Source organism: Pseudacidovorax sp. DMC4 (assembly GCF_056314265.1).
In genome coordinates this window covers 56,273-82,162 of record NZ_JBQUYR010000019.1, presented here as the reverse complement: position 1 = coordinate 82,162, position 25,890 = coordinate 56,273, and the positions used below count along the sequence as shown (strand labels likewise).

The window sequence follows — 25,890 nt, the reverse complement described above, 5'->3', positions numbered from 1 at the left end:
CCTCAGGGCCCGGCCTGCATGGCCGGCGGGCGCTCAGCGCGCCGGCCCCTGCGCGTTGCAATAGTCGAAGAAGGCGTCCAGGTCGTTGGACTTGTCGAAGACGCGGTCGGCCCCGGCGTCGCTGCAGCGGCGGCGCATGTCGGCCGTGGCGTAGTTGGTCAGCACCACCATGCGCTGCCGGGCCCCACCGTTGCGCACGCGACGCAGCACGCCCAGCCCCGAACCCTGGCGCAGGAAGAGGTCGACGATGGCAAGGTCCCAGCCGTCGGAATGCGACTGCATCCACCGCACCGCCTCGTCCTCCCCCTCGGCCAGCCCGACGATCTCAGCGTCGGTCAGGTCTTCGAGCGTGGGGATGAGGCTGTCCCGGATGGTGGGGTTGTCTTCGACGATAAAGATGCGGGGGGCGGCCATGGTGTGGCGCGGACTGGAACAGGGGAGCTTAAGGGCCGGGGCGGTGCGGGCGTGGGCGCCCTGGGCCTCCCTTCCTGTGGGACGCGGCCTACGGAACGGGGAGGGTCAGCGCGGGCGCGCCTTCTTTTCGACCTCGGATTGCGCGGCTTCGAGGGCGTCCAGCACCTCGGCGGAGCGGCTGATCTGCTCCTCGACCTGGCCCGACTGGTCCAGCGCCTGGGCCACGTCGCCGACCTGCACATGGTCGGGCAGGGCCTCTTCGAGCACGGTGTTCACGACAGCCAGGTTGTCGGCCGCCTGGCGGATCTCGGCGGCCACCGCCTTGGCCTGGTCGATGGTGCGCTCCAGCGCTTCGACCGCCTGCGCCGTCGGGTCCTGCTTGTCTTGACTCATTCAACGCTCCTGCGGGGGCCGGGGGGAAGGCCATGCCGCGTGTGTGACGACGGCGGATGGTAGCGCCGCCCGCCCGGGGCTGCCGGTGAATCCACTGTTGCACCCATGGTCCGGGCTGTCGCGCGGGCGGGGGCTTCCACAATGGCGATATGCGCCGCATCTTCGGCGTTCGGGCTGACCGCCAGCCTTCTTGCGAACGAACGAAAGACTCTCTCCATGAGCACCCACCCCTCCTCTGCCGTCCTGGGCGTGCACCCGCTGGGCTTTCCCTGGCCGACGGTGGACCCCTTCCTCTTCTGTGCGTACCACGACGACGGTTATCCGCGCGGCGACGGCCGCATGGCGCCGGCCGCCTCGCTGGCCGGCCGCGAGATCGGCGCCGACTTCAGCCGCAAGGACGGCTGGAGCATGTACCACGGCGAATCCGTGCCCGGCTTCCCGGCGCATCCGCACCGCGGCTTCGAGACCGTGACGCTGGTGCGCCGCGGGCTGATCGACCATTCGGATTCGCTTGGCGCCGCGGCCCGCTTCGGCGGCGGGGACGTGCAGTGGGTGACGGCCGGCCGCGGGATCGTGCATTCGGAGATGTTCCCGCTGCTGCGCGAGGACGCGGACAACCCGCTGGAGCTGTTCCAGATCTGGCTGAACCTGCCGGCGGCGCGCAAGATGGTCGATCCGCACTTCACCATGTTCTGGTCGGGCCAGGTGCCGCACCTGCGCGCCGAGGGCGTGGACGTCACGGTGGTGGCCGGCCGCCTCCCGGGTGCCGACGCGCCGCCTTCGCCGCCGCCGGATTCCTGGGCCGCGCAGGCGGATGCCGACGTGGCCATCTGGACCGTGCGCCTGGCGCCTGGCGCGCGCTGGACGCTGCCGGCCGCGCGCGGGCTGGGCACGCAGCGGGTGCTGTACTTCTTCAAGGGCGCGTCGGCCACGGTGGGCGGGCAGGCGGTGCAAGGGCCGGCGGCCATCGAGCTTCGGGCCGATCTCGACGTGGCCCTGGCGGGCGGTGACGAAGTCTGCGAATTCCTGCTGCTGCAGGGCCGGCCCATCGCCGAGCCCGTGGCGCAGCACGGCCCCTTCGTCATGAACTCGCAGGCCGAGATCATGCAGGCCATGCAGGACTACCGCCGCACCCAGTTCGGCGGCTGGCCCTGGCCCGACGCGGCGCCGGTGCATGGCGCGGCGCCGGCGCGTTTCGCCCGCTATCCCGACGGGCGCCGGGAAGAGGCGGTGGACGCGGCGGAGTAAGCGTCAGCGCCGACTCGCGCTGCCGGCGATGGCGCGCGACAGCCGCCACATCAGCCACAGGAAGCCCAGCGGCAGCAGCACCGTCTGCACGACGAACAGGGCGATCAGGCGCACCATGGTGCGGGTCCATTCGCCGGCCGCCTGAAGGATCGCCTCGTAGCCGGCGCGCAGGTCGGTGGCGCGTTCGGACCAGCGCTTCAGGCGCTCCAGCAGGCTTTCCTGCGCCGGTGCGGCCGGCTGCGTGCGGCCCACCACCTGCTCGGGCGAGGCCTCGATCACGGCCAGGGCCGACTGGTATTCGCCCGCCATCACGGCCCGGTAGACGCCTTCGTTGGCCAGGCCCACGGCCGGCACCGCGAAGCGCACCAGCAGCAGGCCGGCGAAGACCGGCGACAGCCATCGCAGCGCGCGTGCGGTAGCCGCCTCCTGCCTCGCTGCGGGCGCATTGGCGCCAGCGGTTTCCGCTCGCGCGCGGGTCGACACCGTGGCCGCCCGCCAGCGCAGCACCAGCCAGGCCAGCAGCACCGCCGTCAGCGCGATCGACACCGCCGCATGTCCGCCGATGCCCAGCATCAGCAGCTGGATGCCGAAGGCCACGCTGGCAGCGAGCATCACGGCGGCGAAACGGTCCACCAGCTCGTTCAGCGGCTTGAGGGCCTGGCCCGGCGCCAGGCTCAGGCCGACGCCGGCCGGCTTGACGTCCAGCTGCGTGCCCTGGGCCACCGACAGCACTGCGCCCAGCGCCCGCGCCGCCGCAAAGGCGGTGAGCGAGCGCTGCAGGCCGGCGCGCAACTGCTCGCGGGCCAGGGGCTCCAGTGGCACCAGCCAGCAGCCGGCGAGCACCGCGGCGGCCACGAACAGCAGCAGGGCGCGTCTCAGAGGGGCCGCGGGGGCCCGCCCCGGTGGCGCTCCCGGGCGCTCGCTCATATCGATTTGAGCGCCTCGGCGCCGGGTGCGGTCATGCTGGGCGTGAACTCGACGATGTCGAGGCGGGCCAGCTTGTGCTGCGCGAACGGGTCCTGCGCGAGCACCGCTTCGAGCGCGGCCCGGTCGCCCGAGCGGGCCAGGATGACGCCGCCCACGCGCGGCACCTGCCGGCCGGAGGCGACGAACAGGCCGCTGTCGTAGTGGCGGCGCAGCCAGGCGACGTGGGCCTCCATGTGGGCGTCGATCTCTTCGACGGGGCGGATGTAGGTGAGGGTCACGATGAACATGCGCCCGAGGGTAGCCCGCTGCGCCAGCGGCTGTCTCGGATGGCCTCGGTGGGCGCGCGGATTGCGGCGCTTCGCCCGGCGGGGCGCTGCCTTGTGCGGCGGGTGCCAGCGCCGCATCCTGGTCGGCATCGCGCCGCCGCTGTGCCTGCCCTCGGCAGTTCAGCCCTGTCCTGTGGCCACTGTCCAGACCAGCCACACATTGGCCGCGCCGATCACCGCGAACAGCCCCCAGGCCGTGGCCTTCATCGCCCAGCCGCTGGCGAATTCGCCCATCAGCCGCCGGTCGCTGGTGAAGCGCACCAGCGGCCAGATGGCGAAGGGCAGCTGGAAGCTCAGCACCACCTGGCTGAGCACCAGCATCTTGCCCACGCCGCCGTCGCCGAACCACCACACGCCCACGAAGGCCGGCACGATGGCCAGGGCCCGGGTGATCAGCCGCCGCTGCCAGCAGGGGATCTTCAGGTCCAGGAAGCCTTCCATGATGATCTGGCCGGCGATGGTGCCGGTGAAGGTCGAGCTCTGGCCCGAGGCCAGCAACGCGATGCCGAAGAGCGTGGCCGCCAGGCCGCCCACCACTGGCTCGATGAGCCGGTAGGCGTCCTCGATCTCGGTGACCGGCGCGCGCCCGCCGCCGTGGAAGGCGCTGGCCGCCAGGATCAGGATGGCGGCATTGACGAACAGTGCCAGCGTGAGCGAAAGCACGGCGTCCATCGTGCCCAGGCGCACCGCCTCGCGCGTGGCCGCGGGCGTGCGCGCCACCAGACGGGTCTGCACGATGGAGGAATGCAGGTACAGGTTGTGCGGCATCACCGTCGCGCCCACGATGCCGATGGCCAGGTAGAGCGCGCCCGGCTGCTGCAGCCGCTCCAGGCTGGGCACGAAGCCCATCGCCACGCCGAACCAGTTGGGCTGGGCCATCGCCAGCTCGACCGCGAAGCAGCCGGCGATGGTCAGCACCAGGCCGAGCACGATGGCCTCCACGCGCCGGAAGCCCGCGCCCTGCAGGCCCAGCACCAGCAGCGTGTCGAAGGCCGTGATGGCGATGCCCACGGTAATGGAGACGCCCAGCAGCAGGTGCAGCGCCAGCGCGCTGCCCAGCACCTCGGCCAGGTCGCAGGCCACGATGGCCAGCTCGGCGCCCAGCCACAGAAAGCGGTTGGTGCGCGGGCCGTAGCGTTGGCGGCAGGCGCGGGCCAGGTCCAGCCCGCCGGCCAGGCCCAGGCGCACGCACAGGGTCTGCAGCAGCATCGCCGCCAGGCTGGCCAGCAGCACCACGAAGAGCAGGCCATAGCCGAAGCGCGAGCCGGCCTCGATGTCGGTGGCCCAGTTGCCCGGGTCCATGTAGCCCACCGACACCAGCAGCCCGGGGCCGGCGAACTTCAGCAGCTTCTTGTGGAAGGGCTGGCCCGGGTCGACGGTGACGCTGCCCTTGACTTCGGAAGGGCAGAAGGGCGCGGTGGCGGTGCGGGGCAGGCGGAACATGGCGGGGCCGATGGTAAGGAGCCGCCTCGCGCACCGTGCGGCGCGGCGACGCTGGGCGGCAGCGTCAGAAGTGGTCGGGCGACGGCATGTGCTCGCGCATCCACGCCGTGAAGGCGCGCAACCGCGGCGGGTACTGGCGCGCGTAGGGATGCATCAGGTAGATGGGCAGCGGATCGCCCACCCACTGCGGCGCCAGGCGCACCAGCCGGCCCTCGGCCAGGTCCGGCGCCACGGCCCAGGCCGACACCAGCGCGATACCCGCCCCACCGAGCACGGCGCGGCGGGTGGCATAGAGGCTGTCGGTCGCGAGGCGGGGCCGGATGGCGAAGGTCTCGCGCCTGCCGTCGGCCTCGTGCGTGAGCGTGACCTCGTCGCGGTAGAAGGTCTGCAGCGCCAGCCAGGGCAGGGCGGCCAGCTGCTGCGGCGCCTCGGGCGGCGGGCCTTCGCCCCAGAGGCCGGGCGGCGCCACCACGATGCGCTGGATCTCGGTCAGGCGCTGGGCCACGACCGACGGATCGCTCACGGCGCCCACGCGGATCGCGCAGTCGATGCCCTCGGCGATGAAGTCCGGCTGGCGGTCGTGCAGCAGCCATTCGACGCTCACTTCGGGATGGGCCTGCAGGAAGCCCAGCAGCGGCGCCATCAGCTGGTCCTGGCCGAAGGCATGCGGCACCAGCACGCGCAGGTGGCCGCGCGGCGTGTTGCGGGCGCCGCGCACGTCGGCCTCGAAGCTGTCCCAGCGCTCCAGCAGCTCCCGCGCCTGGGCCAGGCAGCGCTCGCCGTCCTCGGTCAGCGCCATGGCATGGGTGGAGCGGTGCAGCAGCCGCAGGCCCAGGCTGCGCTCCAGCGCCTGCAGGCGGCGGCTGACGGTGGGTTGGGTGCTGCCCATCTGCTGGGCGGCGGCCGAGAGGCTGCCGGCGTCCACGATGCGCACGAAGGTCTGCAGCAGGTCCAGACGGTCGACAGCAAGGGGTGCTTCTTTCATGCGTTGGGCGTATAGCCGATCTGCAATCCAGCCGTCTACAGCTTTTTGTCATTCGTTGAAAGAATGCTCCACATTCGGCAGCGCCCACATTGCCCGTAAGCAAAGGGCGGCGCCGCAGACTGCCAAGGAGTTCCCCATGTCATCCCTTCCTCTTGCCTCCGGTTCCGCCGCCGCGCCTGCCCAGCCCGACCTGTCGCGGCCGCTGGTGCTGATGCTGGCCGCGGGCGCCGGCCTGGGCGCCGCCGCCCTCTACTACGCGCAGCCGTTGCTCGGCATCCTGGGTGCGGACCTGGGCGCCAGCCCGGCCCAGACGGGCCTCGTGCCCACGCTCACCCAGCTCGGCTATGCCGCCGGCATCCTGCTGCTGATTCCGCTGGGCGACCGCTACGACCGTCGCCGCATCATCCTGGTCAAGGTGGTGCTGCTGATGCTGGCGCTGCTGGCCAGCGCCCTGGCGCCCGGCCTGGGCGCGCTGCTGGTCGCCAGCCTGGCCATCGGCCTGACCGCGACGCTGGCGCAGGACATCGTGCCCGCCGCCGCCGCGCTGGCACCCGAGGCGCACCGCGGCCGCACCGTCGGCACGGTGATGACCGGGCTGCTGCTGGGCATCCTGCTGTCGCGGGTGGCCAGCGGGCTGGTCGGCCAGCAGTGGGGCTGGCGCGCTGTGTTCCTGGCCGCGGCGGGGTCCATCGCCTTGATCGGCCTGGCGCTGTGGCGCGGGTTGCCGCGCTTCGTGCCCTCGACGCAGTTGAGCTACGGCCAGCTCATGGCCTCGCTGGTGCAGCTGTGGAAGCGCTACGGCCCACTGCGCCGCGCGACGCTGGCCCAGGGCCTGCTGTCGATCGGCTTCAGCGCCTTCTGGTCCACGCTGGCGGTCATGCTGCACGAGCGCTTCCAGATGGGCAGCGCCGCCGCCGGCGCCTTCGGCCTGGCCGGTGCCGCCGGTGCGCTGGCCGCCCCGCTGGCCGGTCGCCTGGCCGACCGGCGCGGTCCCAACCGCGTGACGCAGCTGGGGGCAGGGCTGGCGCTGCTCTCCTTCGCGCTGCTGCTGGTGCAGGACCTGCTGCCGCCCGCGGCGCAGATCGGCCTGCTGGTGGTGGCCGCCATCGGCTTCGATTTCGGCGTGCAGGCCACGCTGGTGGCACACCAGACGCTGGTCTACAGCCTGGACCCGGGCGCCCGCAGCCGGCTCAATGCGCTGCTGTTCACCGGCATGTTCATCGGCATGGCCGCCGGCGCCGCGCTGGGCAGCCAGGTGCTGGCCCATGCGGGCTGGTTCGGCGTCGTGCTGCTGGCCATGGCGAGCGCCGGGGCCACGCTGGCCGTGCGGCTCTGGCCGTCACGGCGCGGCTGAGGCGCTCGGGTTCTCCAGCAGACAGGCCGCCTGGCGAGCGCCGGGCGGCCTTTCTGCATCTGGCGTCATCGCCCGGAAAGTTTGGGGAGTCTGGGAAAAGGCCGGCTCAGAAAGGGCGAGGCCGCCTCGCCGAAGCGCCAGGGCACGTCCGCCGCGCGGGTGATGCCGATGCGCGGCCCGGTCTGCACCTGAATGCGTTCGCTGGCAGGCCGGGGACGGAGTTCGAAGGGCGGCGCATCCAGCCGCAGGTGGTTGAAGCTGGCGTCCACGCCCAGCGCCTGCCCTACGCGGCCGGGGCCGGCGGCCAGCAGGCGCACATCCTGCACGCCGCGGCGCTCGCGCATGCGGGCCAGGCCCTCGGTTGGCGCCAGCGCACGGATCAGCACGCCCGCGCCGTGGCCCTGGGGGCCGCAGACGAAGTTCAGGCACCAGTGGATGCCATAGGAGCGGTAGACGTAGGCCCGGCCCGGCGGCCCGAACATCGCCGCATTGCGCGGCGTGGGCCCGCGATGGCTGTGCGAGGCCGGATCCTCGCGGTCGTAGGCCTCGGTCTCCACGATGCGGCCGCCCACGCCGTCGACCAGAACCTCGACGCCGATCAGGGCCCGCGCCACTTCGTGGGCGGGGGCGAGGAAGTCGATGAAGGCGGTCGTGGGCGATGAGGCGGTCACGGAGCGGAAGGGGCGAGGACGGATCGCACCAGTCTAGGAGGTGCGCCAATCCGCCGGAGCCGGACGAATGCCGGTGCACCCGACAGCCCGCGCCCGGGTGCATCGCGCCAGAATCGCCGGGTCCTCGTCACCCAGGAGCCGGCGCCGCGCCGCGGCCGCCGTCCTCGCCCGCCATGCCCCAGCCGACCGACTTCGCCACACTGATCCACCAGGGCGCCACCGCCTGCGCCCGCGCCGTCGCCGCGGGCGAGGCCACGGCGCTCGAACTCTGCGACGCCGCCATCGCCGCCATCGAGGCGAAGGACGGTGCCTTGAATGCCGTCGTGCTGCGCGACTTCGATCGCGCGCGAGACCAGGCCCGGGCCGCCGACGCCCGGCGCGCGAAGGGCGAGCGGCCAGCGCTGCTGGGCGTGCCGATGACGGTGAAGGAATCCTTCAACATCGCCGGCCTGCCCACCAGCTGGGGCCTGCCGCCCTTCCGCGACTTCCGCCCGGCGACCGATGCGGCGGCGGTGCAGCGGCTCAAGGCCGCGGGCGCCGTCATCCTGGGCAAGACCAATGTGCCCGTGGCGCTGGCCGACTGGCAGACGGCCAACCCGATCCACGGCCGCACGGTGCATCCGCTGGACGCCTCGCGCACGCCGGGCGGCTCCTCGGGCGGCGGCGCGGCCGCGCTGGCGGCGGGCCTGGTGGCGCTGGAACTGGGTTCGGACCTGATGGGCTCGCTGCGCGTGCCCGCGCATTTCTGCGGCGTGTGGGCGCACAAGCCCAGCACCGGCATCCTGCCGATGCGCGGCCAGGCCTTTCCCGGCACGCCCGAAACGCTCGGCCCACCGCCGGACCTGCCGACGGTCATCGGCCCGCTGGCGCGCAATGCCGACGACCTGAGCCTGGCGCTGGACGTGCTCGCCGGCCCGGAGATGCCCATGGCCCAGGCCTGGCAGCTGCAACTGCCGCCACCGCGGCAACCCGACCCGGCGCGCTGGCAGGTGCTGGTGCTGGACGCCCATCCGCTCGCGCCGGCCGACGCCGAGGTGCGCGGCGCGGTGGCCGAGGCGGCGCGGCGCCTGCAGGCGCAGGGCGCCCGGATCGTCCGCCCGGACGAACTGCCGACCGGCGCCCTGCCCGACCTGGCGGTGCTGCACCGGGCCTACCAGCAGTGGGTGATGACGGTGCTCGGCGCCTTCGAGCCCGGCGCCGAGTGCGACCTGAACGCGCACGAATGGATCCGCCTGGTGGCCGACCGCGGCCGGCTGCGGGCGCAGTGCTTTGCGCTGCTGGAGCGGGTCGATGCCCTCGTGATGCCGGCCTTCGGCTGCGCCGCCTTCGCGCACCAGGACGATCCGGACTGGGGGCGGCGCACCCTGCGCATCGATGGCGAGGACACCCCTTACGAGGCCCAGGCCGCCTGGGCCAGCCTCGCCTCGCTGGCCAGCCTGCCCGCCACGGCCGTGCCGGTCATGGCGGGGGCGGGCGGGCTGCCGCTGGGTGTGCAGGTGATCGGCCCGTGGCTGCACGACCGCGGGACCATCGACGTGGCGCGTCGGGTTGCGGGTGCAGGCCCGCGGGCATAACGGCGGACCGCCAACGGAAAAGCGCGCCACGGGGGCGCGCTCTTCATCGCAGTCCAGGGCCGCGGGGGCAGCCCGTGCGGCGCTGCTTACTTGGCGACGACGCGGGTCATCTCCAGGCACTTGTTGGAGTAGCCCCACTCGTTGTCGTACCAGCTCACCAGCTTGACGAAGGTGCCGTCCAGCGCGATGCCGGCCTCGGCGTCGAAGATGGAGGTGCGGGCATCGCCGCGGAAGTCGGTGGCCACCACCTTGTCCTCGGTGTAGCCCAGCACGCCCTTCAGCGCGCCTTCGCTCTGGGCCTTCATCTCGGCGCAGATCTCCTTGTAGCTGGCTTCCTTCGACAGCTCGACGGTCAGGTCGACCACCGACACATCGGAGGTGGGCACGCGGAAGCTCATGCCGGTGAGTTTGCCCTTGAGTTCGGGCAACACGACGCCCACGGCCTTGGCGGCGCCGGTGGAGCTGGGGATGATGTTTTCCAGGATGCCGCGGCCGCCGCGCCAGTCCTTGTTGGACGGGCCGTCGACGGTCTTCTGCGTGGCGGTGGCGGCGTGCACGGTGGTCATCAGGCCGCGCTTGATGCCCCACTTGTCGTGCAGCACCTTGGCCAGCGGGGCCAGGCAGTTGGTGGTGCACGAGGCGTTGGAGACGATGTCCTGGCCGGCGTAGCCGCTGCTGTTGACGCCGTACACGAACATGGGCGTGTCGTCCTTCGAGGGGGCCGACATGATCACCTTCTTGGCGCCGGCGGCCAGGTGCTTGCCCGCGGTTTCCTTGGTGAGGAAAAGGCCGGTGGATTCGAGCACCACGGTGGCGCCGACTTCGTCCCACTTGAGGGCGGCGGGGTCGCGCTCCTGCGTCAGGCGGATCTTCTTGCCATTGACGATCAGCGTGTTGCCCTCGACGGCGATGTCGCCCTTGAAGCGGCCGTGCACCGAGTCGTACTGGAGCATGTAGGCTAGGTAGTCGGGCTCCAGCAGGTCGTTGATGCCCACGACTTCGATGTCGGGGAAGTTCTGAACCGCGGCGCGCAGCACGTTGCGGCCGATGCGGCCGAAGCCGTTGATACCCAGTTTGATGGTCATGCGAATGCTCCAGGAAGTTATGGAAAAACCAACTCAGTCGGCAAGGACGGCCTCGACCGTCGCCGCCACGTTCTCGGGCGTGAAGCCGAAGTGCTTGAACAGCACGCCGGCCGGCGCCGATTCGCCGTAGGTGTCGATGCCCACGACGGCATCGACGCCGTATTTCCACCAGCCGCCGGTGCTGCCCATCTCCACGGCGATGCGCGGCAGGCCCTTGGGCAGTACGGACTTCTTGTACTTGACGTCCTGGCGGTCGAAGGTGGTGGTGCTGGGCATGGAGACCACGCGCACGGCAATCTTGCGGCTGGCCAGCAGCTCCTGCGCCTTGAGCGCCAGTTGCACCTCGGAGCCGGTGGCGATGATCACCGCCTTGGCCTTCTTCTTGAGGCCCACGCGCGAGGGCTCGGCCAGCACGTAGGCGCCGCGGCTGATGTCGGCCAGCTCGTCCTTGGGTGCGTAGTTCAGGTTCTGGCGCGACAGCAGCAGCGCGGTGGGCTGCGCCTTGTTGCGCAGGGCGCAGGCCCAGGCCACCACGGTCTCGGTGGTGTCGCCGGGGCGCCAGACGTCCAGGTTGGGGATCAGGCGCAGGCTGGCCGCATGCTCGATCGACTGGTGCGTGGGGCCGTCCTCGCCCAGGCCGATGGAGTCGTGCGTGAAGACATGGATCACGCGCTGCTTCATCAGTGCCGCCATGCGGATGGCGTTGCGGCTGTAGTCGCTGAAGGTCAGGAAGGTGCCGCCGTAGGGGATGAAGCCGCCGTGCAGCGCCACGCCGTTCATGATGGCGGCCATGCCGAATTCGCGCACGCCGTAGTTGATGTGGCGGCCGATGCGGCCGTCTTCGGTGCGCACCACGGCGCCGTCGGCGGCGAAGCGCAGGTCGGGCGTGGCGGCGGTCTTGGTCAGGTTGGAGCCCGTGAGGTCGGCGCTGCCGCCGAGCAGTTCGGGCAGCTGCACCGTCAGCGTCTCCAGCGCCAGCTGGCTGGCCTTGCGGCTGGCCACGGTTTCGGCCTTGGTGTGGGCGGCCAGCACGGCGTCGACCACCACCTGGTCGAAGGCGGCGGGCAGTTCGCCCTTCATGCGGCGCTCGAAGGCGGCGGCCAGGTCGGGGAAGGCCTGCGTGTAGGCGGCGAACTTCTCGTTCCAGGCGGCTTCGGCGGCCGCACCCTTGGCCTTGGCGTCCCAGTCCTGGTAGACGGCCTCGGGCAGCTCGAAGGGGGCGTGCTCCCAGCCCAGGGCCGAGCGGGTCAGGCCGATCTCGTCGGCGCCCAGCGGCTCGCCGTGGGCCTTGGCGGTGCCGGCGCGGTTGGGGCTGCCCTTGCCGATCTGCGTCTTGCAGACCACCAGCGTGGGCTTGCTGCCTTCGCCCATCTTGGCCTGGGCGACGGCGGCGGAGACGGCGGCCGCGTCATGGCCGTCCACCGGGCCGATGACGTTCCAGCCGCAGGCCTCGAAGCGCTTGGGCGTGTCGTCGATGAACCAGGGCGCGACCTTGCCATCGATGCTGATGCCGTTGTCGTCGTACAGGGCGATCAGCTTGCCGAGCTTCCAGGCGCCGGCCAGGGCGACGGCCTCGTGGCTGATGCCTTCCATCAGGCAGCCGTCGCCCAGAAAGACGTAGGTGTGGTGGTCGACGATGGCATGGCCGTCGCGGTTGAATTCGGCGGCCAGCAGCTTCTCGGCCAGCGCGAAGCCCACGGCATTGGTGATGCCCTGGCCCAGCGGGCCGGTCGTGGTTTCCACGCCGGGGGTGATGCCCACCTCGGGGTGGCCGGCGGTGCGGCTGTGCAGCTGGCGGAAGTTCTTCAGTTCCTCGATGGGAAGGTCGTAGCCCGTCAGGTGCAGCAGGGCATAGATCAGCATCGAGGCATGGCCGTTGGAGAGCACGAAGCGGTCGCGGTCGGCCCAGTGCGGATTGGCCGGGTTGTGCTTGAGGTGCTCGCCCCAGAGCGCCGCCGCCATGTCGGCCATGCCCATCGGGGCGCCGGGATGCCCGGAGTTGGCTTGCTGGACGGCGTCCATCGCCAACGCGCGGATCGCGTTGGCCATCAGGGCTTGGTTGGCCATGAGAAAAGGCTTTCGGGGAGGTGTAGGAGGGGAGAACCCGCGATTTTAGCGAGGGGCGCCCGGGCCCCTCGCCGGGACGCTTCACACAGGTCAAGCGCTGTCAGCCTTGGTACAAGGCAGGACACAATCGTGTCCAATTTGCGAATAAATCAGTCGTACACCCTCCCCGTGCCCCGCACGGGACTGCTAGAGTCCACGCATGCACGGCCTGCACCTTACTGCCGACCTTCACGATTGCCAGTGCGATGACTTCTGGCTGACGGACGGCACCATCCTCCTCGAGTGTCTGACGCGCGCCGTTGCCGTCGCCAAATTGAAGGCGGTGGGGCAGCTGGCTCATCACTTTCCCTCCACCCCTGCCGGGCGCGGCGGCGTCACGGCGGCGCTGCTGCTCGCGGAATCCCATGTGTGCATCCACACCTGGCCCGAGCAAGGCAGCGTGACGCTCGATGTGTACGTCTGCAACTTCGGCGGCGACCATTCCGACGCCGCGAAGGCTTTGCAGGAGGCGCTGATCGTCCTGTTCTCGCCGCGGCACGTCGAACGCAACGTCCTGCACCGAGGCAGCGTGTCCCGCCACCTGGTGTGACGGTGACGCCGGCCATGGTCCTCGCCGCGGGCCGCGGCGAGCGCATGCGCCCGCTGACGGACCGGCAGCCCAAGCCGCTGCTCGATGTCCGGGGCAAGCCGCTGATGCAATGGCCCATGGAGGCGCTCGCGCGCGGCGGCTTCACCCGGCTGGTGGTCAACACGGCCTGGCTGGGCGAGCAGATCGAACAGCGTTTCGGCACCGCGCCGCAATGGGCCGGGGGCCTGGGCTCGCAGATCGCCTATTCGCACGAAGGCCGTGATTTCGGCGCGGCGCTGGAGACGGCCGGCGGCATCGCCCGCGCCCTGCCGCTGCTGGACGCCGAGCTCTTCTGGTGCCTGGCCGGCGATGTGTACGCGCCCGACATCCATTTCACGCAGGCCCAGGTGCAGTCCTTCGCCGAGAGCGGCCGGCTGGCCCACCTGTGGCTGGTGCCCAATCCGCCGCACAACCCGCGCGGCGACTTCGGCATCGGCCAGGACGGCTCCGCGCTGAATCTGCCGGCCGACGACCCGGCGCCGCGCTACACCTTCTCCACCATCGGCCTGTACCGGCGCGAACTCTTCGCGCCGCCGTACTGCGACATCCCGCCCGGCAACCCGGCGGGCGTGAAGGCCGCGCTGGCGCCGCTGCTTCGGCGCGCCATGGACAATGGCCGCGTCAGTGCCCAGCTGCACACCGGCCGCTGGACCGACGTCGGCACCCCCGAGCGCCTCGCCCAACTCAACTCGTCGCCATGAACGCCAGTCCCTCCCTCTACGCCGGGCGCCGGGCCCGCCTTGCCGCCCAGCTCGGTGCCGACGGCATCGCCCTCATCCCCACCGCGCCCGAGCGCCAGCGCAACCGCGACAGCGACTTCCCCTACCGGCACGACAGCTACTTCCATTACCTGACCGGCTTCACCGAGCCCAACGCCTGGCTGGTGGTCGACGCCGCGGGCCGCAGCACGCTGTTCTGCCAGCCCAAGGACCTGGAGCGCGAGATCTGGGACGGTTACCGCCTCGGCCCCGAGGCTGCGCCCGAGCGCCTGGGCGTCGATGAAGCCTTCTCGGTTGCCGAACTCGACAGCCGCCTGCCGAAGCTGCTCGAGAACCGCGCCACCGTCTGGTACCCCTTCGCCACCCATCCCGGCCTGGAAGGGCGCGTCGACGGCTGGCTGCAGAAGGTGCGCGCCCGCGTGCGCTTCGGCGCCCTGTGCCCCGAGCAGCAGCGCGACCTGTGCGGCCCGCTGGACGAGATGCGCCTGGTCAAGGACGCGCATGAGCAGGACGTGATGCGCCGGGCCGCCGACATCAGCGCCCGCGCCCACATCCGTGCCATGCAGCTGAGCGCCCGCATGTTGCGCGAGGGCCGCGACGTGCGCGAGTACCACCTCGACGCCGAGCTGCTGCACGAATTCCGCCTGGGCGGCTCCCAGTTCCCGGCCTACGGCTCCATCGTGGCGGCCGGCGCCAATGCCTGCGTGCTGCACTACCGCGCCGACGTGGCGCCCGTGCGCGCCGGCGAGCTGGTGCTGATCGATGCCGGCTGCGAGCTCGACAGCTACGCCAGCGACATCACCCGCACCTTCCCGGCCGACGGCAGTTTCACCGGCCCGCAGCGCGCGCTGTACGACCTGGTGCTCGCCAGCCAGGAAGCGGCCGTGGCCGCCACCAAGGCCGGCAACCGCTTCAACGATCCGCACGAGGCCACGGTGCGCGTGCTGTCGCAGGGCATGCTCGACCTGGGCCTGCTCGACGCCAACAAGGTCGGCAGCGTGGACGATGTGATCGAGCAGCGGGCCTACTTCCGTTACTACATGCACCGCACCGGCCATTGGCTGGGCATGGACGTGCACGACTGCGGCAGCTATGTCGAGCCCACGCAGGTGGGCGAGATCAGCGAGCGCCGCGACCCGCTCTCGGGCGAGGTGATCAAGAACCGCCCCAGCCGCATCCTCCAGCCCGGCATGGTGCTGACCATCGAGCCGGGCATCTACGTGCGCGCTGGCGACGACGTGCCCGCGCAGTTCCACGACATCGGCATCCGCATCGAGGACGACGCCATCGTCACCGCCACGGGCTGCGAGCTGATCACGCGCGGCGTGCCGGTGGACGGCGACGCGATCGAAGCGCTGATGCGCGGCTGATCGGGCGGCATCCTGCCGCCCAGCCCGCCCGACGTTCAGCCGAAACGCCGCGCCGAGTAGGGCGCCGCGTCCACCATCGTCGGCCCGCCGTCGATGAGTTCGGCCAGCAAGCGGCCGCAGGCCGGGCCCAGCGTGAAGCCTTGGTGCGCATGGCCGAAGTTGAACCACAGGCCGCGGTGACGCGGGGCGGCGCCGATCACCGGCAGCATGTCGGCGGTGCAGGGCCGTGCGCCCAGCCAGGGCTCGCCTTCCACCGGATGCGGCAGGTCGAGCAGTTCGCGGGCATAGGTCTCGGCGCGCGTGAGCTGCCAGGGCGTGGGCGCGGCATCCTGGCGGGCGAATTCGGCGCCGGTCGTGATGCGGGCGCCGCGCCGCATCGGCGCGATCACCAGGCCGCGGTCCAGGTCGTACACCGGTCGGCGCAGTGTGGGGCCACCGGTGTAGTGCCGGTGGTAGCCGCGCTTGACGAAGAGCGGCAGCCGGTAGCCCAGGGGCTTGAGCAGCCGGTCGGCCCAGGGGCCCAGGGCGACCACGGCGTCCTGCGCCTCCACCGGCCCGCGCGTGGTCTGCACGCGCCAGCCCTGGGCGGTCGCCGTCAGCGTGGCGGCGTCGCCCTGCACCAGCACGCCGCCGAGCTGCTGGAAATGCGCGGCATAGCGGGCCACCAGCTCGCCCGGGTCGCTCACGCACCACGGGTCCTGCCAATGCAGCGCGCCGGGCAGGGGCTGCGTGAAGGCGGGTTCTTCGGCGCCCAGGGCGGCGCCGTCGAGGGCGCGCACCCGCAGGCCGTGCCGGGCCGCGGTGGCCTCGGCATCGCGGCGCGCCTGCGCAAAGCTGGCCGCGTCGCGGAACACGTGCAGGTAGCCGTCGCGCTGCACCAGGTCGTCGGCGCCGGCGGCTGCGATCAGCGGGGCATGCTCGCTCGTCGAATGTTCGATCAGGCGCGCATAGGCCGCGGCGATGGGCGCATAGCGCTCGGGCGCCGAGTTGCGCCAGTAGCGCGACAGCCCGGCTGCCACCGCCGGCAGTGCGCCAAGATGCCAGTTGACGTCGGCCCCGCGCTTGAGCGCCACGCCGGCCAGCTTGGCCAGGCTGCGCGGAAAGGCATAGGGCGACACGGCCTCGCGCTGGATGATGCCTGCGTTGCCGTACGAGGTCTCGCGCCCCGGCAGGCCGCGGTCGACCAGGGCGACCGAATGGCCGCGCATCGCCAGATGGAGGGCGGTGCAGGTGCCGACCATGCCGGCGCCGAGGACGAGGATCTCGCGGCCCATGCGCCTCAGGCCTTCTGGTGGGCGATGACGGTCAGTTCCACCAGCGCGCCCGGCAGCATCAGGTCCGTGCGCACGGTGGTGCGCACCGGCCGCGGCTCGGCGAAGGCGGCGGCGTAGACGCCGTTGAAGGCGGCGAAGTCGGCCGCATCGACCAGGTAGGCCGTCACGCTGACCACGTCCGACAACGCCAGGCCCTGGCCGGCGAGCGTGGCCGCGATGCGCTCCAGGCACAGGCGGGTCTGGGCCTCGATGCCGGCCGGCACCGAGCCATCGGCGGCGATGCCCAGTTCACCGGAAAGGAAGACGAGCGGGCCGACGGTGCGGACCTTGGAGAAGGGCAGGGCGGAGGTCTGAGTCATGAGGGGTGCCGGCGCCGAGCGCCGGCCCTGAAGGTGGGGAAGCGGCGCCATCCAGCGCCGAAGGCGATTATTCCGCCGGCTGCATTGCCGACCAATGTGTGCTTCGCAAGATCGTATTGCCGATTGGGCAATGCGTTCACGCTCCGAGCCCGAGTGGCCGCGTGGGGCGGAACTGTCCGCCAGGGCACCCGAGGAACCGGCTTTGCCGGGCCTCTGGGTGCGCCCCCCCTCCAAGCCGAAGGCGCCAGAGAGGGGCTGAGGTCCGCGGCTCCGAGCCTGCCAATGCAGGCTTGGGCGTGCCCGAAGAGCAGCCGCCTCTGGCGGCCGCCCGGAGCCGCGAAGCGGCATGGAGGGTGTCATTCCAATGCCTTGCGCAGGTGGTCGATGAAGGCCCGCGCCGCATCGGGCAGGTGCCGGCCGGCCATGGTCTGCACCTCGAAGTGGCGCTCGTTCATCTCGCGGTCGCGCAGGGGGATGGCCACCACGGTACGGTTGTGCAGTTGCTGGCGCAGCGCCAGTTCGCCGCAGAAGGTGACGGCCTGGGTGTGGCTGACGTACTGGATCAGCGGATAGAGGTGGTCGCTGGTGATCACCGGCTGCAGGACCAGGCCCTGCCGGCTGCTGCTGATGTCCAGCAACTGCCGCAGCGTGGAGGTGCCGGCCGGCAGCGCCAGCGGCCAGGCCAGCAGCTGCGCCAGCGACACCTGCCGGCGATCGGCCAGCGGATGGGCGGGCGCCACCACCGCCATCACCGGCGATGGATGGCGGAAGGCCACCTGCAGGCCGCTCTCCGAGCTGAGGCTCACCGTCACGCCCAGGTCCACCAGCCCCTCGCGCACGCGGCGCGCCACCTCGCGCTGCACCGCCATGTCCAGCTGGAAGCGGATGCCCGGGCAGCGCGCCTGGAAGTCCGCCACCACCGCGGGCAGGAACTCGTAGGCGAAGCCCTCGGTCGCCACGATGCGCACCTCGCCCTGGCGCAGGCCGCGTAGGGCCAGGATGTCGTCGGTCACGCGCTCGATGTCCAGCCAGGCGCGACGCGCATGGGCGGCCAGCAGTTCGCCGGCGGAATTGAGCGTCATGCCGCGGGCGCGACGCTCGAACAGCAGGGTGTCCAGCTCGCGCTCCAGCCGGCCGATCTGCCGGCTGACGGCCGAGGGCGCCACGTCCAGTCGGGCCGCGGCCTCGGTGACCGAGCCGGCGCGCGCCACCTCCAGGAAATAGCGCAGGGCCACTTCCTGCAGCACGCGCTGGTTGGGATCGCGCCGCGCGGGCTTGGCGGCAGGCGTGGACGGAGGAGTGGATGAGGCCATCGGATGCGGTGCCGAAAGATTGCCGAACCGGCAACGAAGCTTTAAGAGCCTTGTGCTTGCTGCACAGGAGATGCATTTCTAGCATGCGGCCATCGTCTTCCGAAAGGCCTGTCGCCATGACCTTCGCGTCCATCTCCGCTTTCCGTCCTGCCCCGGTGTCGCGCCGCGCCGCCGTGTGCGGCCTGCTCGCGCTGGCCGCCAGCGCCGGCGCGCTTCCTGCCATGGCGCAGCCGGACTATCCCAGCCGTCCGATCACGCTGGTGATCCCCTTCCCGCCCGGCGGCAGCGCCGACGTCATCGGCCGGCTGATGGGCCAGCGGATCTCGACCGCCCTGGGCCAGCCGGTGGTGGTGGACAACCGCCCGGGCGCCGGCACGGCCATCGCCGCCGGCTACGTCGCGAAGGCGCCCGCGGACGGTTACACGCTGCTGCTGGGCTCGCCCTCCACCTTCACGGCCAACCCGGCCATCCGCAGCAACCTGCCCTACGACCCGGTCAAGAGCTACGACCCCATCGCCATCGTGGCGCGCATCCCGCTGGTGCTGCTGGCCAACAAGGACGTGCCGATCAACACGGTGAAGGAATTCGTCGCCGCCGCCAAGGCCTCGCCCGAGAAGTATTCGTACGCCTCCTTCGGCGCCGGCACCACCTCGCACTTCGCGGGCGAGATCATCCTGGGCGCCGTCGGCGCCAAGATGCTGCATGTGCCCTACAAGGGCAGCGCCCCGGCCATGACCGACCTGATCGGCGGCCAGGTGCCCTTCTCGGTGGACACCGTCACCGCCGCCATTCCGCAGCTCAAGGGCGGCAAGGTCAAGGCCATCGCCGTGACCACGGCCAAGCGCTCGTCGCAGCTGCCGAACGTGCCCACCTTCGCCGAGGCGGGCTACCCGGACATCGACGTCGACACCTGGATCATGCTGGTCGCGCCCAAGGGCACGCCCGCGCCGGTGCGCGAGCGGCTGGAGAAGGCCATCGCGCAGATCGTCGCCTCGCCCGATGCCAAGGCCGCGCTCGCGGCCCAGGGCGCGGAGCCCGCTTTCGCCGGCCAGGCCGCGTCCGCGAAGCAGATCGAGAACGAGCTGCCCCTCATGCGCGCGGTCGCGCAACGCGCCAACATCAAGGCAGATTGATGGCCGAACTCGTCGAACTCTCCGCCGTCGAGCAGCGCCGCCTGATCGGTGCGCGCCAGCTCTCGCCCGTCGAGCTGCTGGAGGCGTGCATCGCGCGCATCGAGCAGGTCAACCCCTTCGTCAATGCCGTCACCGCCACCTGCTTCGAGCGGGCGCAGGGCGAGGCTCGCGCCGCCGAGCAGGCCGTGATGCGCGGCGAGCCCCTGGGCCTGCTGCACGGCCTGCCGCTGGGTGTGAAGGACCTGGAGCCCACGGCCGGCCTGCTCTCCACCTCGGGTACGCCCAGCCTGCGCAACCATGTGCCGGCGCAGGACATCGAGCTGGTGCGGCGCCTGCGCGCGGCCGGCGCCATCGTGGCCGGCAAGACCAACGTGCCCGAGATGGGCGCAGGCGCCAACAGCCGCAACCCGGTGTGGGGCGCCACGGGCAACCCCTTCGATCCCAACCTCAATGCCGGCGGTTCCTCCGGCGGCTCGGCCGCGGCGCTGGCGCTGGACATGCTGCCGGTGTGCACCGGCTCGGACACCGGCGGCTCGCTGCGCATCCCGGCCGCCAAATGCGGCGTGGTGGGCCTGCGCCCCTCGCCCGGCGTGGTGCCCAGCGTGCGCAAGCCGATGGGCTGGTCGCCCATCTCGGTGGTCGGGCCCATGGGCCGCAGCGTGGCCGATGCCTGCCTGCAACTGGCGGCCACCGCGGGCCCGCATGCGGGCGATCCGCTCAGTCATCCGCTCGACGCCATGGCCTTCCTGGCGCCGCGCACGGCCGACCTGTCGCGACTGCGCGTGGCCTGGACTGAGGACTTCGGCTGCTGCGACGTCGACCCGGTGGTGCGCCGCGCCTTCCGCGAGAAGATGGCCGCCATGCGCCACCTGTTCGCCACCTGCGACGAGGTGCCGTTCGCGCTGGGCGAGGTGCACCGCTGCTTCGACGTGCTGCGCGCCGAGGCCTTCGTGGCCGGCATGCGCGAGACCTACGAGCGCAACCCCGAAAGCCTGGGGCCCAACCCGCGTGCCAACTACGAGATGGGCGTGCGCATGAGCCTGCTCGACAGCGCCTGGGCGCAGACCGAGCAGACGCGCATCATCGGCCGCTTCCAGAAGGTGTTCGAGGGCTACGACCTGGTCATGTCGCCCACCACGCCGGTCTCGCCCTTCCCGTGGACGCTGCCGTACGCCGCGGAGGTGGACGGCCGCCCGCAGGAGAACTACTACCGCTGGCTGGCGCTGACCTATGTGGTCACGCTCACCACGCATCCGTCCATCAGCCTGCCCTGCGGGACGGACGAGCGCGGCATGCCCTTCGGCCTGCAGGTGACGGGCACCTTCCGCGGCGACCTGCCGCTGCTGTCGGCCTCGCTGGCCATGGAGCAGGCGTTTGCCCTGTCGCCGACGCTGGCGCGGCCCCGGCCGGACATCGCGAAGCTGCGGCCGGCCGATCCGCCGCTGAAGAGCATCGTCACCGCCGCGCCGGACGATCCCCGGGCCAGCCGGCCCACCGAGGCGGGCGCCGCCTCGGTCGTGTGACCGCCTGGGCGCGCGGTGGGGCCTTCAGTCGAAGGCCCCCGCCGGCGCCTCGGCCGCCACCGCCTCCATGTGCCGCGCGATGGCCCCGGGCGTGGTGAACCACACACGGCCCTCGTCGCGTGCCCGGGCCAGGTGGCCCAGCACCTCGCGCAGGTGCCGCAGCCGGTACGGCTGGCCCACGATGTAGGGATGCAGCGCCAGCCCCATCACCAGCGGCTGGGCCTGCGACTGCATCAGCATCTCCTCGAAGTTGTCCACCACCATGTCGCAGAAGGCGCGCGAGTCCATCTGGCGCGCCACGATCATGGGGATGTCGTTGAGCTCCTGCGGATAGGGCACCGCCCACAGCCGCCCGCCGCCGCGGGTGCGCATGCGCATCGGTTGGTCGTCGTGGCACCAGTTGAGCGTGTAGCCGTAGCCGGTCTCGGCCAGCAGGTCGGGCGTGAGGTGGCTCTCGGAGATCCACGGCGACAGCCATCCGGCCGGCGCCTGGCCGCTCTCGCGCTCGATGCGGTCGCGGCAGCGCTGCAGCAGGGCGCGTTCCTCGTCCTCCGACAGCTGGCCCTGGCGCTCGGCGTTGCTGTGGCCGTGGCCGATCAGCTCGTCGCCGCGGGCCGCGAAGGCCTGCACGAGTTCGGGGCAGTGGTCGTACAGGGCGGTGTTGATCAGCGTGCCGGTGGGCAGCCCCAGCTGGTCGAAGAGTTCCAGACAGCGCCAGGCGCCCACGCGGTTGCCGTATTCGCGCCAACCGTGGTTGAGCACATCCGGGTGCGGCGAGGCCGGGCCGATGCAGGCACCCAGGCCATCGCCGAAGGCGAAGTGCTCGATGTTGAAGCCCAGGTACACCGCCAGCCGCGCGCCATTGGGCCAGGCGTAGTCGTGGCGGCGGGTGATGGGCCGGTAGTCGAAGCGGTCATGCCCCGGCAGGCGCTCGGGCCAGCGGGTGCGGCCGGGGTCGTGCGGCGTGCTCATCGGCTGCTGGTTCACAGCGTGGCCAGGCCGGCGCGCACCAGCAGCCATTCGGCGCTGTCGTTCCACACGTCCATCTGCACGATCAAGCCGCGGCGCACCACATACCGGTCCACGTAGCGGTTGCCCTCGAAGGGCGTGCCGTCGGGCCAGGCGCCGTAGAGCGTGCCCAGGCTGTAGACCACGGTCTCGTCCTCGCTGCCGCCGGCCACGGTCTCGGTGCGCTCGATTTTCTTCTTGACCCAGGCGTAGCGTTTGGCGTTGAAGGCCGAGGTGTCGCCCGGCGCCGTCATCGGCCGGTTGCCGGTGAAGCGGATGCGGATGTCGGGCGCGGTGTAGCGCGAGGCCGATGCCGGGTCGGGAATCATCACGAGGCGCAGGAACTCGTCCACGATCTCGGCGGGGGTGGTGGGTTGGGCGGTGGTCGTCATCGATGCTTTGGGGGCTTGGGCGAAAGGGGCGGGCGCGTGCAAGCCACGTGCCCGGGGGGTGCGGCTGGGTCAGTGTCCCCGCGTCGGCGCCCTCGGTCGAGCCCCCGGCGGCCGACATGCCCGCCCGGCACAATCGCCGGCTATGCGTTTCTTCCGGGATGTCAACCTGCCCGCCTTCACCGCCGGCTTCGTCGCCGTGCTGGTGGGCTTCACCAGTTCGGTGGCCATCGTGTTCCAGGCCGCGCAGGCATTCGGCGCCGATTCCGCCCAGATCGCCTCCTGGATGTGGGCGCTGGGCCTCGGCATGGGCCTGGCCACCGCCATCCCATCGCTGTGGCTGCGCAAGCCCGTGATGGTGGCCTGGAGCACGCCCGGCGCCGCCGTGCTGGCCACCGCCGGCGCGGGCTATTCGATGGGCGAGGCCGTGGGCGCCTTCATCGTCTGCGCGGCGCTCATCACGCTGGCCGGCGCCACCGGCTGGTTCGAGCGGGTGATGAACCGCATCCCCATGGCCATCGCCTCGGCCCTGCTGGCGGGCGTGCTGGCGCGCTTCGGCCTCTCGGCCTTCACGGCGGCGCAGACGGCGCTGCCGCTGGTGCTGCTGATGCTGGCGACCTACCTGGCGGGCAAGCGCTGGCTGCCGCGTTACGCCGTGCCGCTGACGCTGGCGGTGGCCATCGCCTATGCGGCCGTGCGCGGCCAGCTGGCCTGGAGCACGGTGCATTTCTCGCTAGCCATGCCGGTGTTCACGATGCCGCAGTTCACGTGGCAGGCGGCCGTCAGCCTGGCGCTGCCGCTCTTCGTCGTGACCATGGCCTCGCAGAACCTGCCGGGCGTGGCCGCCATCCGCGCCGCGGGCTACGACATGCCGATCAGCAAGCTCATCACGCTGACCGGTGTGGCCACGCTGCTGCTGGCGCCCTTCGGCGGCTATGCGCTCAATCTGAGCGCCATCACCGCCGCCATCTGCATGGGCCGCGAGGCGCACGAGGACTCGCACCAGCGCTACACCGCCGCCGTGTGCTGCGGCCTCATCTATGTGCTGATCGGCTGCTTCGGCGCGGCGGTGGCGGGGCTGCTCACGGCCTTTCCGAGGGAGCTGGTGGCGGCCATCGCCGGACTGGCGCTGCTGTCGACCATCGGCGGCGGCCTGGCCACGGCCCTGCGCGACGAGGCGCATCGCGAGGCGGCGCTCATCACCTTCCTGGTCACGCTCTCGGGCGTGACCCTCTTCGGCATCGGCTCGGCCTTCTGGGGCGTGGTGGCCGGCGCGGCCGCGCTGCTGGTGCAGCAGGCCGGCCGGCCAAAGACCGCCGCCGGCAAGGACATCGCACCTGCCTGCAAGATCAGGCTGGACGCCCGCCAGGGCAGCCACGACAACACGCACAAGCCATCATGAACTTCCTCTTCGTCGCCGATCCGCTCGACCTGTTCAAGACCTACAAGGACACCACCTTCTCGATGATGCGCGAGGCCCAGCGGCGCGGCCACCGCATCGCCGCCTGCCTGCCGCAGGACCTGGGCTGGCGCTCCGGCGGCGTGGTCGAGGCCGAGGTGCTGCGCATCACCCTGACCGGCGATGCCGACGACTGGTACACCGTGGACCTGCGCGAGCGCGTGGCCCTGAAGGACTTCGACGCCGTGCTCATGCGCAAGGACCCGCCCTTCGACGCCGAGTACATCTACGCCACCCACCTGCTGGAGCAGGCCGAGCGCGAGGGCGCGCGCGTGGTCAACAAGCCGCGGGCGCTGCGCGACCACCCGGAAAAGCTGGCGATCATGGAGTTTCCGGAATTCACCGCGCCCACGCTGGTCACGCGCAGCGACGCGGCGGTGCGCGCCTTCCATGCCGAGCATGGCGACATCATCCTCAAGCCGCTGGACGGCATGGGCGGCATGGGCATCTTCCGCGTCAAGCAGGACGCGCTGAACCTCGGCTCCATCATCGAGACGCTCAACAAGGGCGGCGCCGAGACGATCATGGTCCAGCGCTTCGTGCCCGAGATCAGCCAGGGCGACAAACGCGTGCTGGTGATCGCCGGCCAGCCGGTGCCCTACTGCCTGGCGCGCATCCCCCAAGGCACCGAGGTGCGTGGCAACCTGGCGGCTGGCGGCAAGGGCGTGGCCCAGCCGCTGTCGGCCGACGACCGCCGCATCGCCGAGGCCATCGGCCCCAAGCTCTTCGCGCGCGGCCTGCTGCTGATCGGCCTGGACGTGATCGGCGGCTCGCTCACCGAGATCAACGTCACCAGCCCCACCTGCTTCCAGGAAATCCACGACCAGACCGGCTGCGACGTGCCGGCGCTGTTCGTCGATGCGCTGGAGGCGCAGGTCAAGGCCGCCTGAGCGGCCCTGCGCCTGCGGCTCAGAGCACGCCGCGGGCGCGCAGGCCGGCGATGTCGTCGGCGCCCAGGCCCAGCCGTTCCGCCAGCACCGCGTCGGTGTGCTGGCCCAGCGCCGGTGGCGCATGGCGCAGGGTGGGCGGGGTCTCCGACAGGCGCAGCGGGCTGGCGGCCGTGACCACGCGGTCCACCACCTCGCCAGCCGGCCGCTCGCCGTCGGCATAGCGCCGCTGCGCCACGGCCAGGCCACGGGCCTGCACCTGCGGATCGTCGAAAGCCTGGCCGATGTCGTTGATCGCGCCGCAGGGCACGGCCTTGTCCTCCAGCAACACGATCCATTCGGCCGTCGGGCGCTGGCGCGTCACGGCGTCCATCATCGGGATCAGCGCCGCACGGTGCACCACGCGTGCCGCGTTGGTGGCGAAGCGCGGCTCCTGCGCCCAGGCGGTGCCGGCGGCGGCGCAGAAGCGGGCGAACTGCCCGTCGTTGCCGATGGCCAGCAGCATGCGGCCGTCGGCGGTCGGAAAGTCCTGGTAGGGCACCACGCTCGGATGGCTGTTGCCCAGGCGGCCCGGCACCTGGCCGCTGTTGAGGTAGCCCGCGCCCTGGTTGGCCAGCACGGCCATGGCCACGTCCATCAGCGCCATGTCGATGTGCTGGCCGCGGCCGGTGCGGTGGCGCGCCTCCAGCGCACCCAGGATGGCCGTGGTGGCGTACATGCCGGTGAACAGGTCGATCACCGCCACGCCCACCCGCAGCGGGCCGCCGCCGGGCTCGTCGTCGGAGCGGCCGGTCACGCTCATCAGGCCACTCATGGCCTGCACCAGCAGGTCGTAGCCCGCGCGCGGCGCATAGGGGCCGGTGTGGCCGAAGCCGGTGACCGAGCAGTAGATCAGCCGCGGGTTCAGCGCCGACAGGCTGGCGTAGTCGAGCCCGTAGCGCGCCAGGCCGCCGGTCTTGAAGTTCTCCACCACCACGTCGCTCTGCGCCGCCAGCGCGCGGATCAGTTGCTGGCCCTCGGCGGTGGCCATGTCCACCGTGACCGAGCGCTTGTTGCGGTTGCAGGCGGCGAAGTAGCAGGCCTGGTCGGTGGGCTGGCCGTTTTCGTCCGCGAAGAAGGGCGGGCCCCAGCGGCGGGTGTCGTCGCCTTCACCGGGCTTCTCGATCTTGATGACGTCGGCGCCCAGGTCGGCCAGGTTCTGCGTGCACCAGGGCCCGGCCAGCACGCGCGAGAGATCGAGCACCCGCAGGTGCGAAAGCGCGCCGGCAGGCGCTCCGGTGGCAGGCGTCGGGGCAACGGTCATCGCAGGCTTGTCTCCACGGCGCAGAGCAGGCCGCCGGC

General features: G+C 71.7%; 25 protein-coding genes. 10 read left to right on the top strand and 15 right to left on the bottom strand.

Annotation, left to right across the window (positions count from 1 at the left end; genetic code table 11):
* Positions 1-33: 33 nt before the first annotated feature.
* Together ACT54X_RS26780 and ACT54X_RS26775 are read right to left on the bottom strand one after the other, a co-directional pair.
* Positions 34-414 carry a response regulator transcription factor gene (locus tag ACT54X_RS26780; protein ID WP_294378896.1) on the bottom strand — a complete coding sequence of 127 codons (381 nt, stop codon included), beginning with the start codon at positions 412-414 and terminating at the stop codon, positions 34-36.
* A gap of 105 nt (positions 415-519) precedes the next feature.
* On the bottom strand, positions 520-807 hold the full coding sequence (locus tag ACT54X_RS26775; RefSeq protein WP_234193356.1) for a hypothetical protein: 288 nt from the start codon (positions 805-807) through the stop codon (positions 520-522).
* A gap of 216 nt (positions 808-1,023) precedes the next feature.
* On the opposite strand from ACT54X_RS26775, the gene ACT54X_RS26770 reads away from it, so the two are divergent.
* Positions 1,024-2,055 (top strand): pirin family protein, encoded by a 1,032-nt coding sequence (locus tag ACT54X_RS26770; RefSeq protein ID WP_294378900.1) that lies wholly within the window; start codon positions 1,024-1,026, stop codon positions 2,053-2,055.
* A gap of 3 nt (positions 2,056-2,058) precedes the next feature.
* Here the strand turns inward: ACT54X_RS26770 and ACT54X_RS26765 are convergent, their stop codons facing one another.
* From ACT54X_RS26765 to ACT54X_RS26750, 4 genes are all read right to left on the bottom strand, one after another.
* On the bottom strand, positions 2,059-2,982 hold the full coding sequence (locus ACT54X_RS26765) for a hypothetical protein (RefSeq protein WP_294378902.1): 924 nt from the start codon (positions 2,980-2,982) through the stop codon (positions 2,059-2,061).
* Positions 2,979-3,269 carry a YciI family protein gene (locus tag ACT54X_RS26760; RefSeq protein ID WP_294378904.1) on the bottom strand — a complete coding sequence of 97 codons (291 nt, stop codon included), beginning with the start codon at positions 3,267-3,269 and terminating at the stop codon, positions 2,979-2,981. Before ACT54X_RS26760 ends, ACT54X_RS26765 begins: the two co-directional genes overlap by 4 nt.
* Before the next feature lie 159 nt (positions 3,270-3,428).
* On the bottom strand, positions 3,429-4,751 hold the full coding sequence (locus ACT54X_RS26755; RefSeq protein ID WP_294378905.1) for an Nramp family divalent metal transporter: 1,323 nt from the start codon (positions 4,749-4,751) through the stop codon (positions 3,429-3,431).
* 64 nt (positions 4,752-4,815) lie between these two features.
* Entirely contained in the window at positions 4,816-5,736 is a 921-nt protein-coding gene (locus tag ACT54X_RS26750) for a LysR family transcriptional regulator (RefSeq protein ID WP_294378907.1), read from the bottom strand.
* A 136-nt stretch (positions 5,737-5,872) separates the two neighbouring features.
* On the opposite strand from ACT54X_RS26750, the gene ACT54X_RS26745 reads away from it, so the two are divergent.
* Complete coding sequence (locus ACT54X_RS26745) at positions 5,873-7,090, top strand: MFS transporter (protein WP_294378908.1); 1,218 nt, start codon at positions 5,873-5,875, stop codon at positions 7,088-7,090.
* Between the two features lie 65 nt (positions 7,091-7,155).
* Here the strand turns inward: ACT54X_RS26745 and ACT54X_RS26740 are convergent, their stop codons facing one another.
* Positions 7,156-7,761 carry a DNA-3-methyladenine glycosylase gene (locus tag ACT54X_RS26740; RefSeq protein ID WP_294378910.1) on the bottom strand — a complete coding sequence of 202 codons (606 nt, stop codon included), beginning with the start codon at positions 7,759-7,761 and terminating at the stop codon, positions 7,156-7,158.
* Positions 7,762-7,934: 173 nt separating this feature from the next.
* On the opposite strand from ACT54X_RS26740, the gene ACT54X_RS26735 reads away from it, so the two are divergent.
* Complete coding sequence (locus tag ACT54X_RS26735; RefSeq protein WP_294378912.1) at positions 7,935-9,335, top strand: amidase family protein; 1,401 nt, start codon at positions 7,935-7,937, stop codon at positions 9,333-9,335.
* Between the two features lie 86 nt (positions 9,336-9,421).
* Here the strand turns inward: ACT54X_RS26735 and gap are convergent, their stop codons facing one another.
* Both gap and tkt read right to left on the bottom strand, forming a co-directional pair.
* A complete protein-coding gene (gene gap, locus ACT54X_RS26730; protein WP_017759352.1) occupies positions 9,422-10,420 on the bottom strand; it encodes a type I glyceraldehyde-3-phosphate dehydrogenase in 999 nt (332 codons plus the stop codon).
* A gap of 33 nt (positions 10,421-10,453) precedes the next feature.
* Positions 10,454-12,487 carry a transketolase gene (gene tkt / locus ACT54X_RS26725; RefSeq protein WP_476349578.1) on the bottom strand — a complete coding sequence of 678 codons (2,034 nt, stop codon included), beginning with the start codon at positions 12,485-12,487 and terminating at the stop codon, positions 10,454-10,456.
* 199 nt (positions 12,488-12,686) lie between these two features.
* Between tkt and speD the strand changes: the two genes are divergently transcribed.
* Genes speD through ACT54X_RS26710 form a run of 3 tightly spaced genes read left to right on the top strand, consistent with a single transcriptional unit; the run spans position 12,687 to position 15,204 of the window.
* Positions 12,687-13,076 carry an adenosylmethionine decarboxylase gene (gene speD, locus ACT54X_RS26720; RefSeq protein ID WP_017759350.1) on the top strand — a complete coding sequence of 130 codons (390 nt, stop codon included), beginning with the start codon at positions 12,687-12,689 and terminating at the stop codon, positions 13,074-13,076.
* Positions 13,077-13,090: 14 nt separating this feature from the next.
* Positions 13,091-13,816: a nucleotidyltransferase family protein gene (locus tag ACT54X_RS26715; RefSeq protein ID WP_476349576.1), complete on the top strand. Its 726-nt coding sequence runs from the start codon at positions 13,091-13,093 to the stop codon at positions 13,814-13,816.
* Positions 13,813-15,204: an aminopeptidase P N-terminal domain-containing protein gene (locus ACT54X_RS26710; protein WP_476349574.1), complete on the top strand. Its 1,392-nt coding sequence runs from the start codon at positions 13,813-13,815 to the stop codon at positions 15,202-15,204. The genes ACT54X_RS26715 and ACT54X_RS26710 overlap by 4 nt, the downstream gene beginning before the upstream one ends.
* A gap of 35 nt (positions 15,205-15,239) precedes the next feature.
* On the opposite strand, the gene ACT54X_RS26705 is transcribed toward ACT54X_RS26710, so the two are convergent.
* The 3 genes from ACT54X_RS26705 to ACT54X_RS26695 form a co-directional block, all read right to left on the bottom strand.
* Entirely contained in the window at positions 15,240-16,478 is a 1,239-nt protein-coding gene (locus ACT54X_RS26705; RefSeq protein ID WP_476349572.1) for an NAD(P)/FAD-dependent oxidoreductase, read from the bottom strand.
* 5 nt (positions 16,479-16,483) lie between these two features.
* Complete coding sequence (locus ACT54X_RS26700; protein WP_294377822.1) at positions 16,484-16,837, bottom strand: RidA family protein; 354 nt, start codon at positions 16,835-16,837, stop codon at positions 16,484-16,486.
* 356 nt (positions 16,838-17,193) lie between these two features.
* Positions 17,194-18,150, bottom strand: coding sequence for a LysR family transcriptional regulator (locus tag ACT54X_RS26695; protein WP_294377825.1), 957 nt, complete (start codon positions 18,148-18,150; stop codon positions 17,194-17,196).
* Between the two features lie 116 nt (positions 18,151-18,266).
* On the opposite strand from ACT54X_RS26695, the gene ACT54X_RS26690 reads away from it, so the two are divergent.
* On the top strand, positions 18,267-19,283 hold the full coding sequence (locus tag ACT54X_RS26690; RefSeq protein WP_476349569.1) for a Bug family tripartite tricarboxylate transporter substrate binding protein: 1,017 nt from the start codon (positions 18,267-18,269) through the stop codon (positions 19,281-19,283).
* Entirely contained in the window at positions 19,283-20,806 is a 1,524-nt protein-coding gene (locus tag ACT54X_RS26685; RefSeq protein WP_294377827.1) for an amidase, read from the top strand. Before ACT54X_RS26690 ends, ACT54X_RS26685 begins: the two co-directional genes overlap by 1 nt.
* Positions 20,807-20,830: 24 nt before the next feature.
* On the opposite strand, the gene ACT54X_RS26680 is transcribed toward ACT54X_RS26685, so the two are convergent.
* Both ACT54X_RS26680 and ACT54X_RS26675 read right to left on the bottom strand, forming a co-directional pair.
* The gene (locus tag ACT54X_RS26680) at positions 20,831-21,778 is read right to left on the bottom strand and encodes a polysaccharide deacetylase family protein (protein ID WP_294377830.1); all 948 of its coding nucleotides are present in this window, start codon (positions 21,776-21,778) and stop codon (positions 20,831-20,833) included.
* An 11-nt stretch (positions 21,779-21,789) separates the two neighbouring features.
* A complete protein-coding gene (locus ACT54X_RS26675) occupies positions 21,790-22,206 on the bottom strand; it encodes a nuclear transport factor 2 family protein (RefSeq protein WP_114801576.1) in 417 nt (138 codons plus the stop codon).
* A 142-nt stretch (positions 22,207-22,348) separates the two neighbouring features.
* Here ACT54X_RS26675 and ACT54X_RS26670 point away from each other — a divergent pair, with 142 nt between their 5' ends.
* Positions 22,349-23,605 carry a benzoate/H(+) symporter BenE family transporter gene (locus ACT54X_RS26670; protein ID WP_294377834.1) on the top strand — a complete coding sequence of 419 codons (1,257 nt, stop codon included), beginning with the start codon at positions 22,349-22,351 and terminating at the stop codon, positions 23,603-23,605.
* Positions 23,602-24,552, top strand: a complete 951-nt coding sequence (gene gshB / locus ACT54X_RS26665; RefSeq protein WP_294377839.1) for a glutathione synthase — start codon at positions 23,602-23,604, stop codon at positions 24,550-24,552. Before ACT54X_RS26670 ends, gshB begins: the two co-directional genes overlap by 4 nt.
* Before the next feature lie 19 nt (positions 24,553-24,571).
* On the opposite strand, the gene ACT54X_RS26660 is transcribed toward gshB, so the two are convergent.
* On the bottom strand, positions 24,572-25,852 hold the full coding sequence (locus tag ACT54X_RS26660; protein WP_476349565.1) for a CaiB/BaiF CoA transferase family protein: 1,281 nt from the start codon (positions 25,850-25,852) through the stop codon (positions 24,572-24,574).
* Positions 25,853-25,890 lie beyond the last annotated feature (38 nt).

Bases quoted from the DNA above. Each gene is read 5' to 3' on its own strand.
- ACT54X_RS26745 (WP_294378908.1), top strand. From the start codon at position 5,873: ATGTCATCCCTTCCTCTTGCCTCCGGTTCCGCCGCCGCGCCTGCCCAG.
- ACT54X_RS26715 (WP_476349576.1), top strand. From the start codon at position 13,091: ATGGTCCTCGCCGCGGGCCGCGGCGAGCGCATGCGCCCGCTGACGGAC.
- gap (WP_017759352.1), bottom strand. From the start codon at position 10,420: ATGACCATCAAACTGGGTATCAACGGCTTCGGCCGCATCGGCCGCAAC.
- ACT54X_RS26735 (WP_294378912.1), top strand. From the start codon at position 7,935: ATGCCCCAGCCGACCGACTTCGCCACACTGATCCACCAGGGCGCCACC.
- ACT54X_RS26750 (WP_294378907.1), bottom strand. From the start codon at position 5,736: ATGAAAGAAGCACCCCTTGCTGTCGACCGTCTGGACCTGCTGCAGACC.
- ACT54X_RS26760 (WP_294378904.1), bottom strand. From the start codon at position 3,269: ATGTTCATCGTGACCCTCACCTACATCCGCCCCGTCGAAGAGATCGAC.
- ACT54X_RS26700 (WP_294377822.1), bottom strand. From the start codon at position 16,837: ATGACTCAGACCTCCGCCCTGCCCTTCTCCAAGGTCCGCACCGTCGGC.
- ACT54X_RS26755 (WP_294378905.1), bottom strand. From the start codon at position 4,751: ATGTTCCGCCTGCCCCGCACCGCCACCGCGCCCTTCTGCCCTTCCGAA.
- ACT54X_RS26660 (WP_476349565.1), bottom strand. From the start codon at position 25,852: ATGACCGTTGCCCCGACGCCTGCCACCGGAGCGCCTGCCGGCGCGCTT.
- gshB (WP_294377839.1), top strand. From the start codon at position 23,602: ATGAACTTCCTCTTCGTCGCCGATCCGCTCGACCTGTTCAAGACCTAC.
- ACT54X_RS26765 (WP_294378902.1), bottom strand. From the start codon at position 2,982: ATGAGCGAGCGCCCGGGAGCGCCACCGGGGCGGGCCCCCGCGGCCCCT.
- ACT54X_RS26670 (WP_294377834.1), top strand. From the start codon at position 22,349: ATGCGTTTCTTCCGGGATGTCAACCTGCCCGCCTTCACCGCCGGCTTC.
- ACT54X_RS26695 (WP_294377825.1), bottom strand. From the start codon at position 18,150: ATGGCCTCATCCACTCCTCCGTCCACGCCTGCCGCCAAGCCCGCGCGG.
- ACT54X_RS26685 (WP_294377827.1), top strand. From the start codon at position 19,283: ATGGCCGAACTCGTCGAACTCTCCGCCGTCGAGCAGCGCCGCCTGATC.
- ACT54X_RS26705 (WP_476349572.1), bottom strand. From the start codon at position 16,478: ATGGGCCGCGAGATCCTCGTCCTCGGCGCCGGCATGGTCGGCACCTGC.
- ACT54X_RS26770 (WP_294378900.1), top strand. From the start codon at position 1,024: ATGAGCACCCACCCCTCCTCTGCCGTCCTGGGCGTGCACCCGCTGGGC.
- ACT54X_RS26710 (WP_476349574.1), top strand. From the start codon at position 13,813: ATGAACGCCAGTCCCTCCCTCTACGCCGGGCGCCGGGCCCGCCTTGCC.
- ACT54X_RS26680 (WP_294377830.1), bottom strand. From the start codon at position 21,778: ATGAGCACGCCGCACGACCCCGGCCGCACCCGCTGGCCCGAGCGCCTG.
- ACT54X_RS26780 (WP_294378896.1), bottom strand. From the start codon at position 414: ATGGCCGCCCCCCGCATCTTTATCGTCGAAGACAACCCCACCATCCGG.
- ACT54X_RS26775 (WP_234193356.1), bottom strand. From the start codon at position 807: ATGAGTCAAGACAAGCAGGACCCGACGGCGCAGGCGGTCGAAGCGCTG.
- ACT54X_RS26675 (WP_114801576.1), bottom strand. From the start codon at position 22,206: ATGACGACCACCGCCCAACCCACCACCCCCGCCGAGATCGTGGACGAG.
- ACT54X_RS26690 (WP_476349569.1), top strand. From the start codon at position 18,267: ATGACCTTCGCGTCCATCTCCGCTTTCCGTCCTGCCCCGGTGTCGCGC.
- tkt (WP_476349578.1), bottom strand. From the start codon at position 12,487: ATGGCCAACCAAGCCCTGATGGCCAACGCGATCCGCGCGTTGGCGATG.
- speD (WP_017759350.1), top strand. From the start codon at position 12,687: ATGCACGGCCTGCACCTTACTGCCGACCTTCACGATTGCCAGTGCGAT.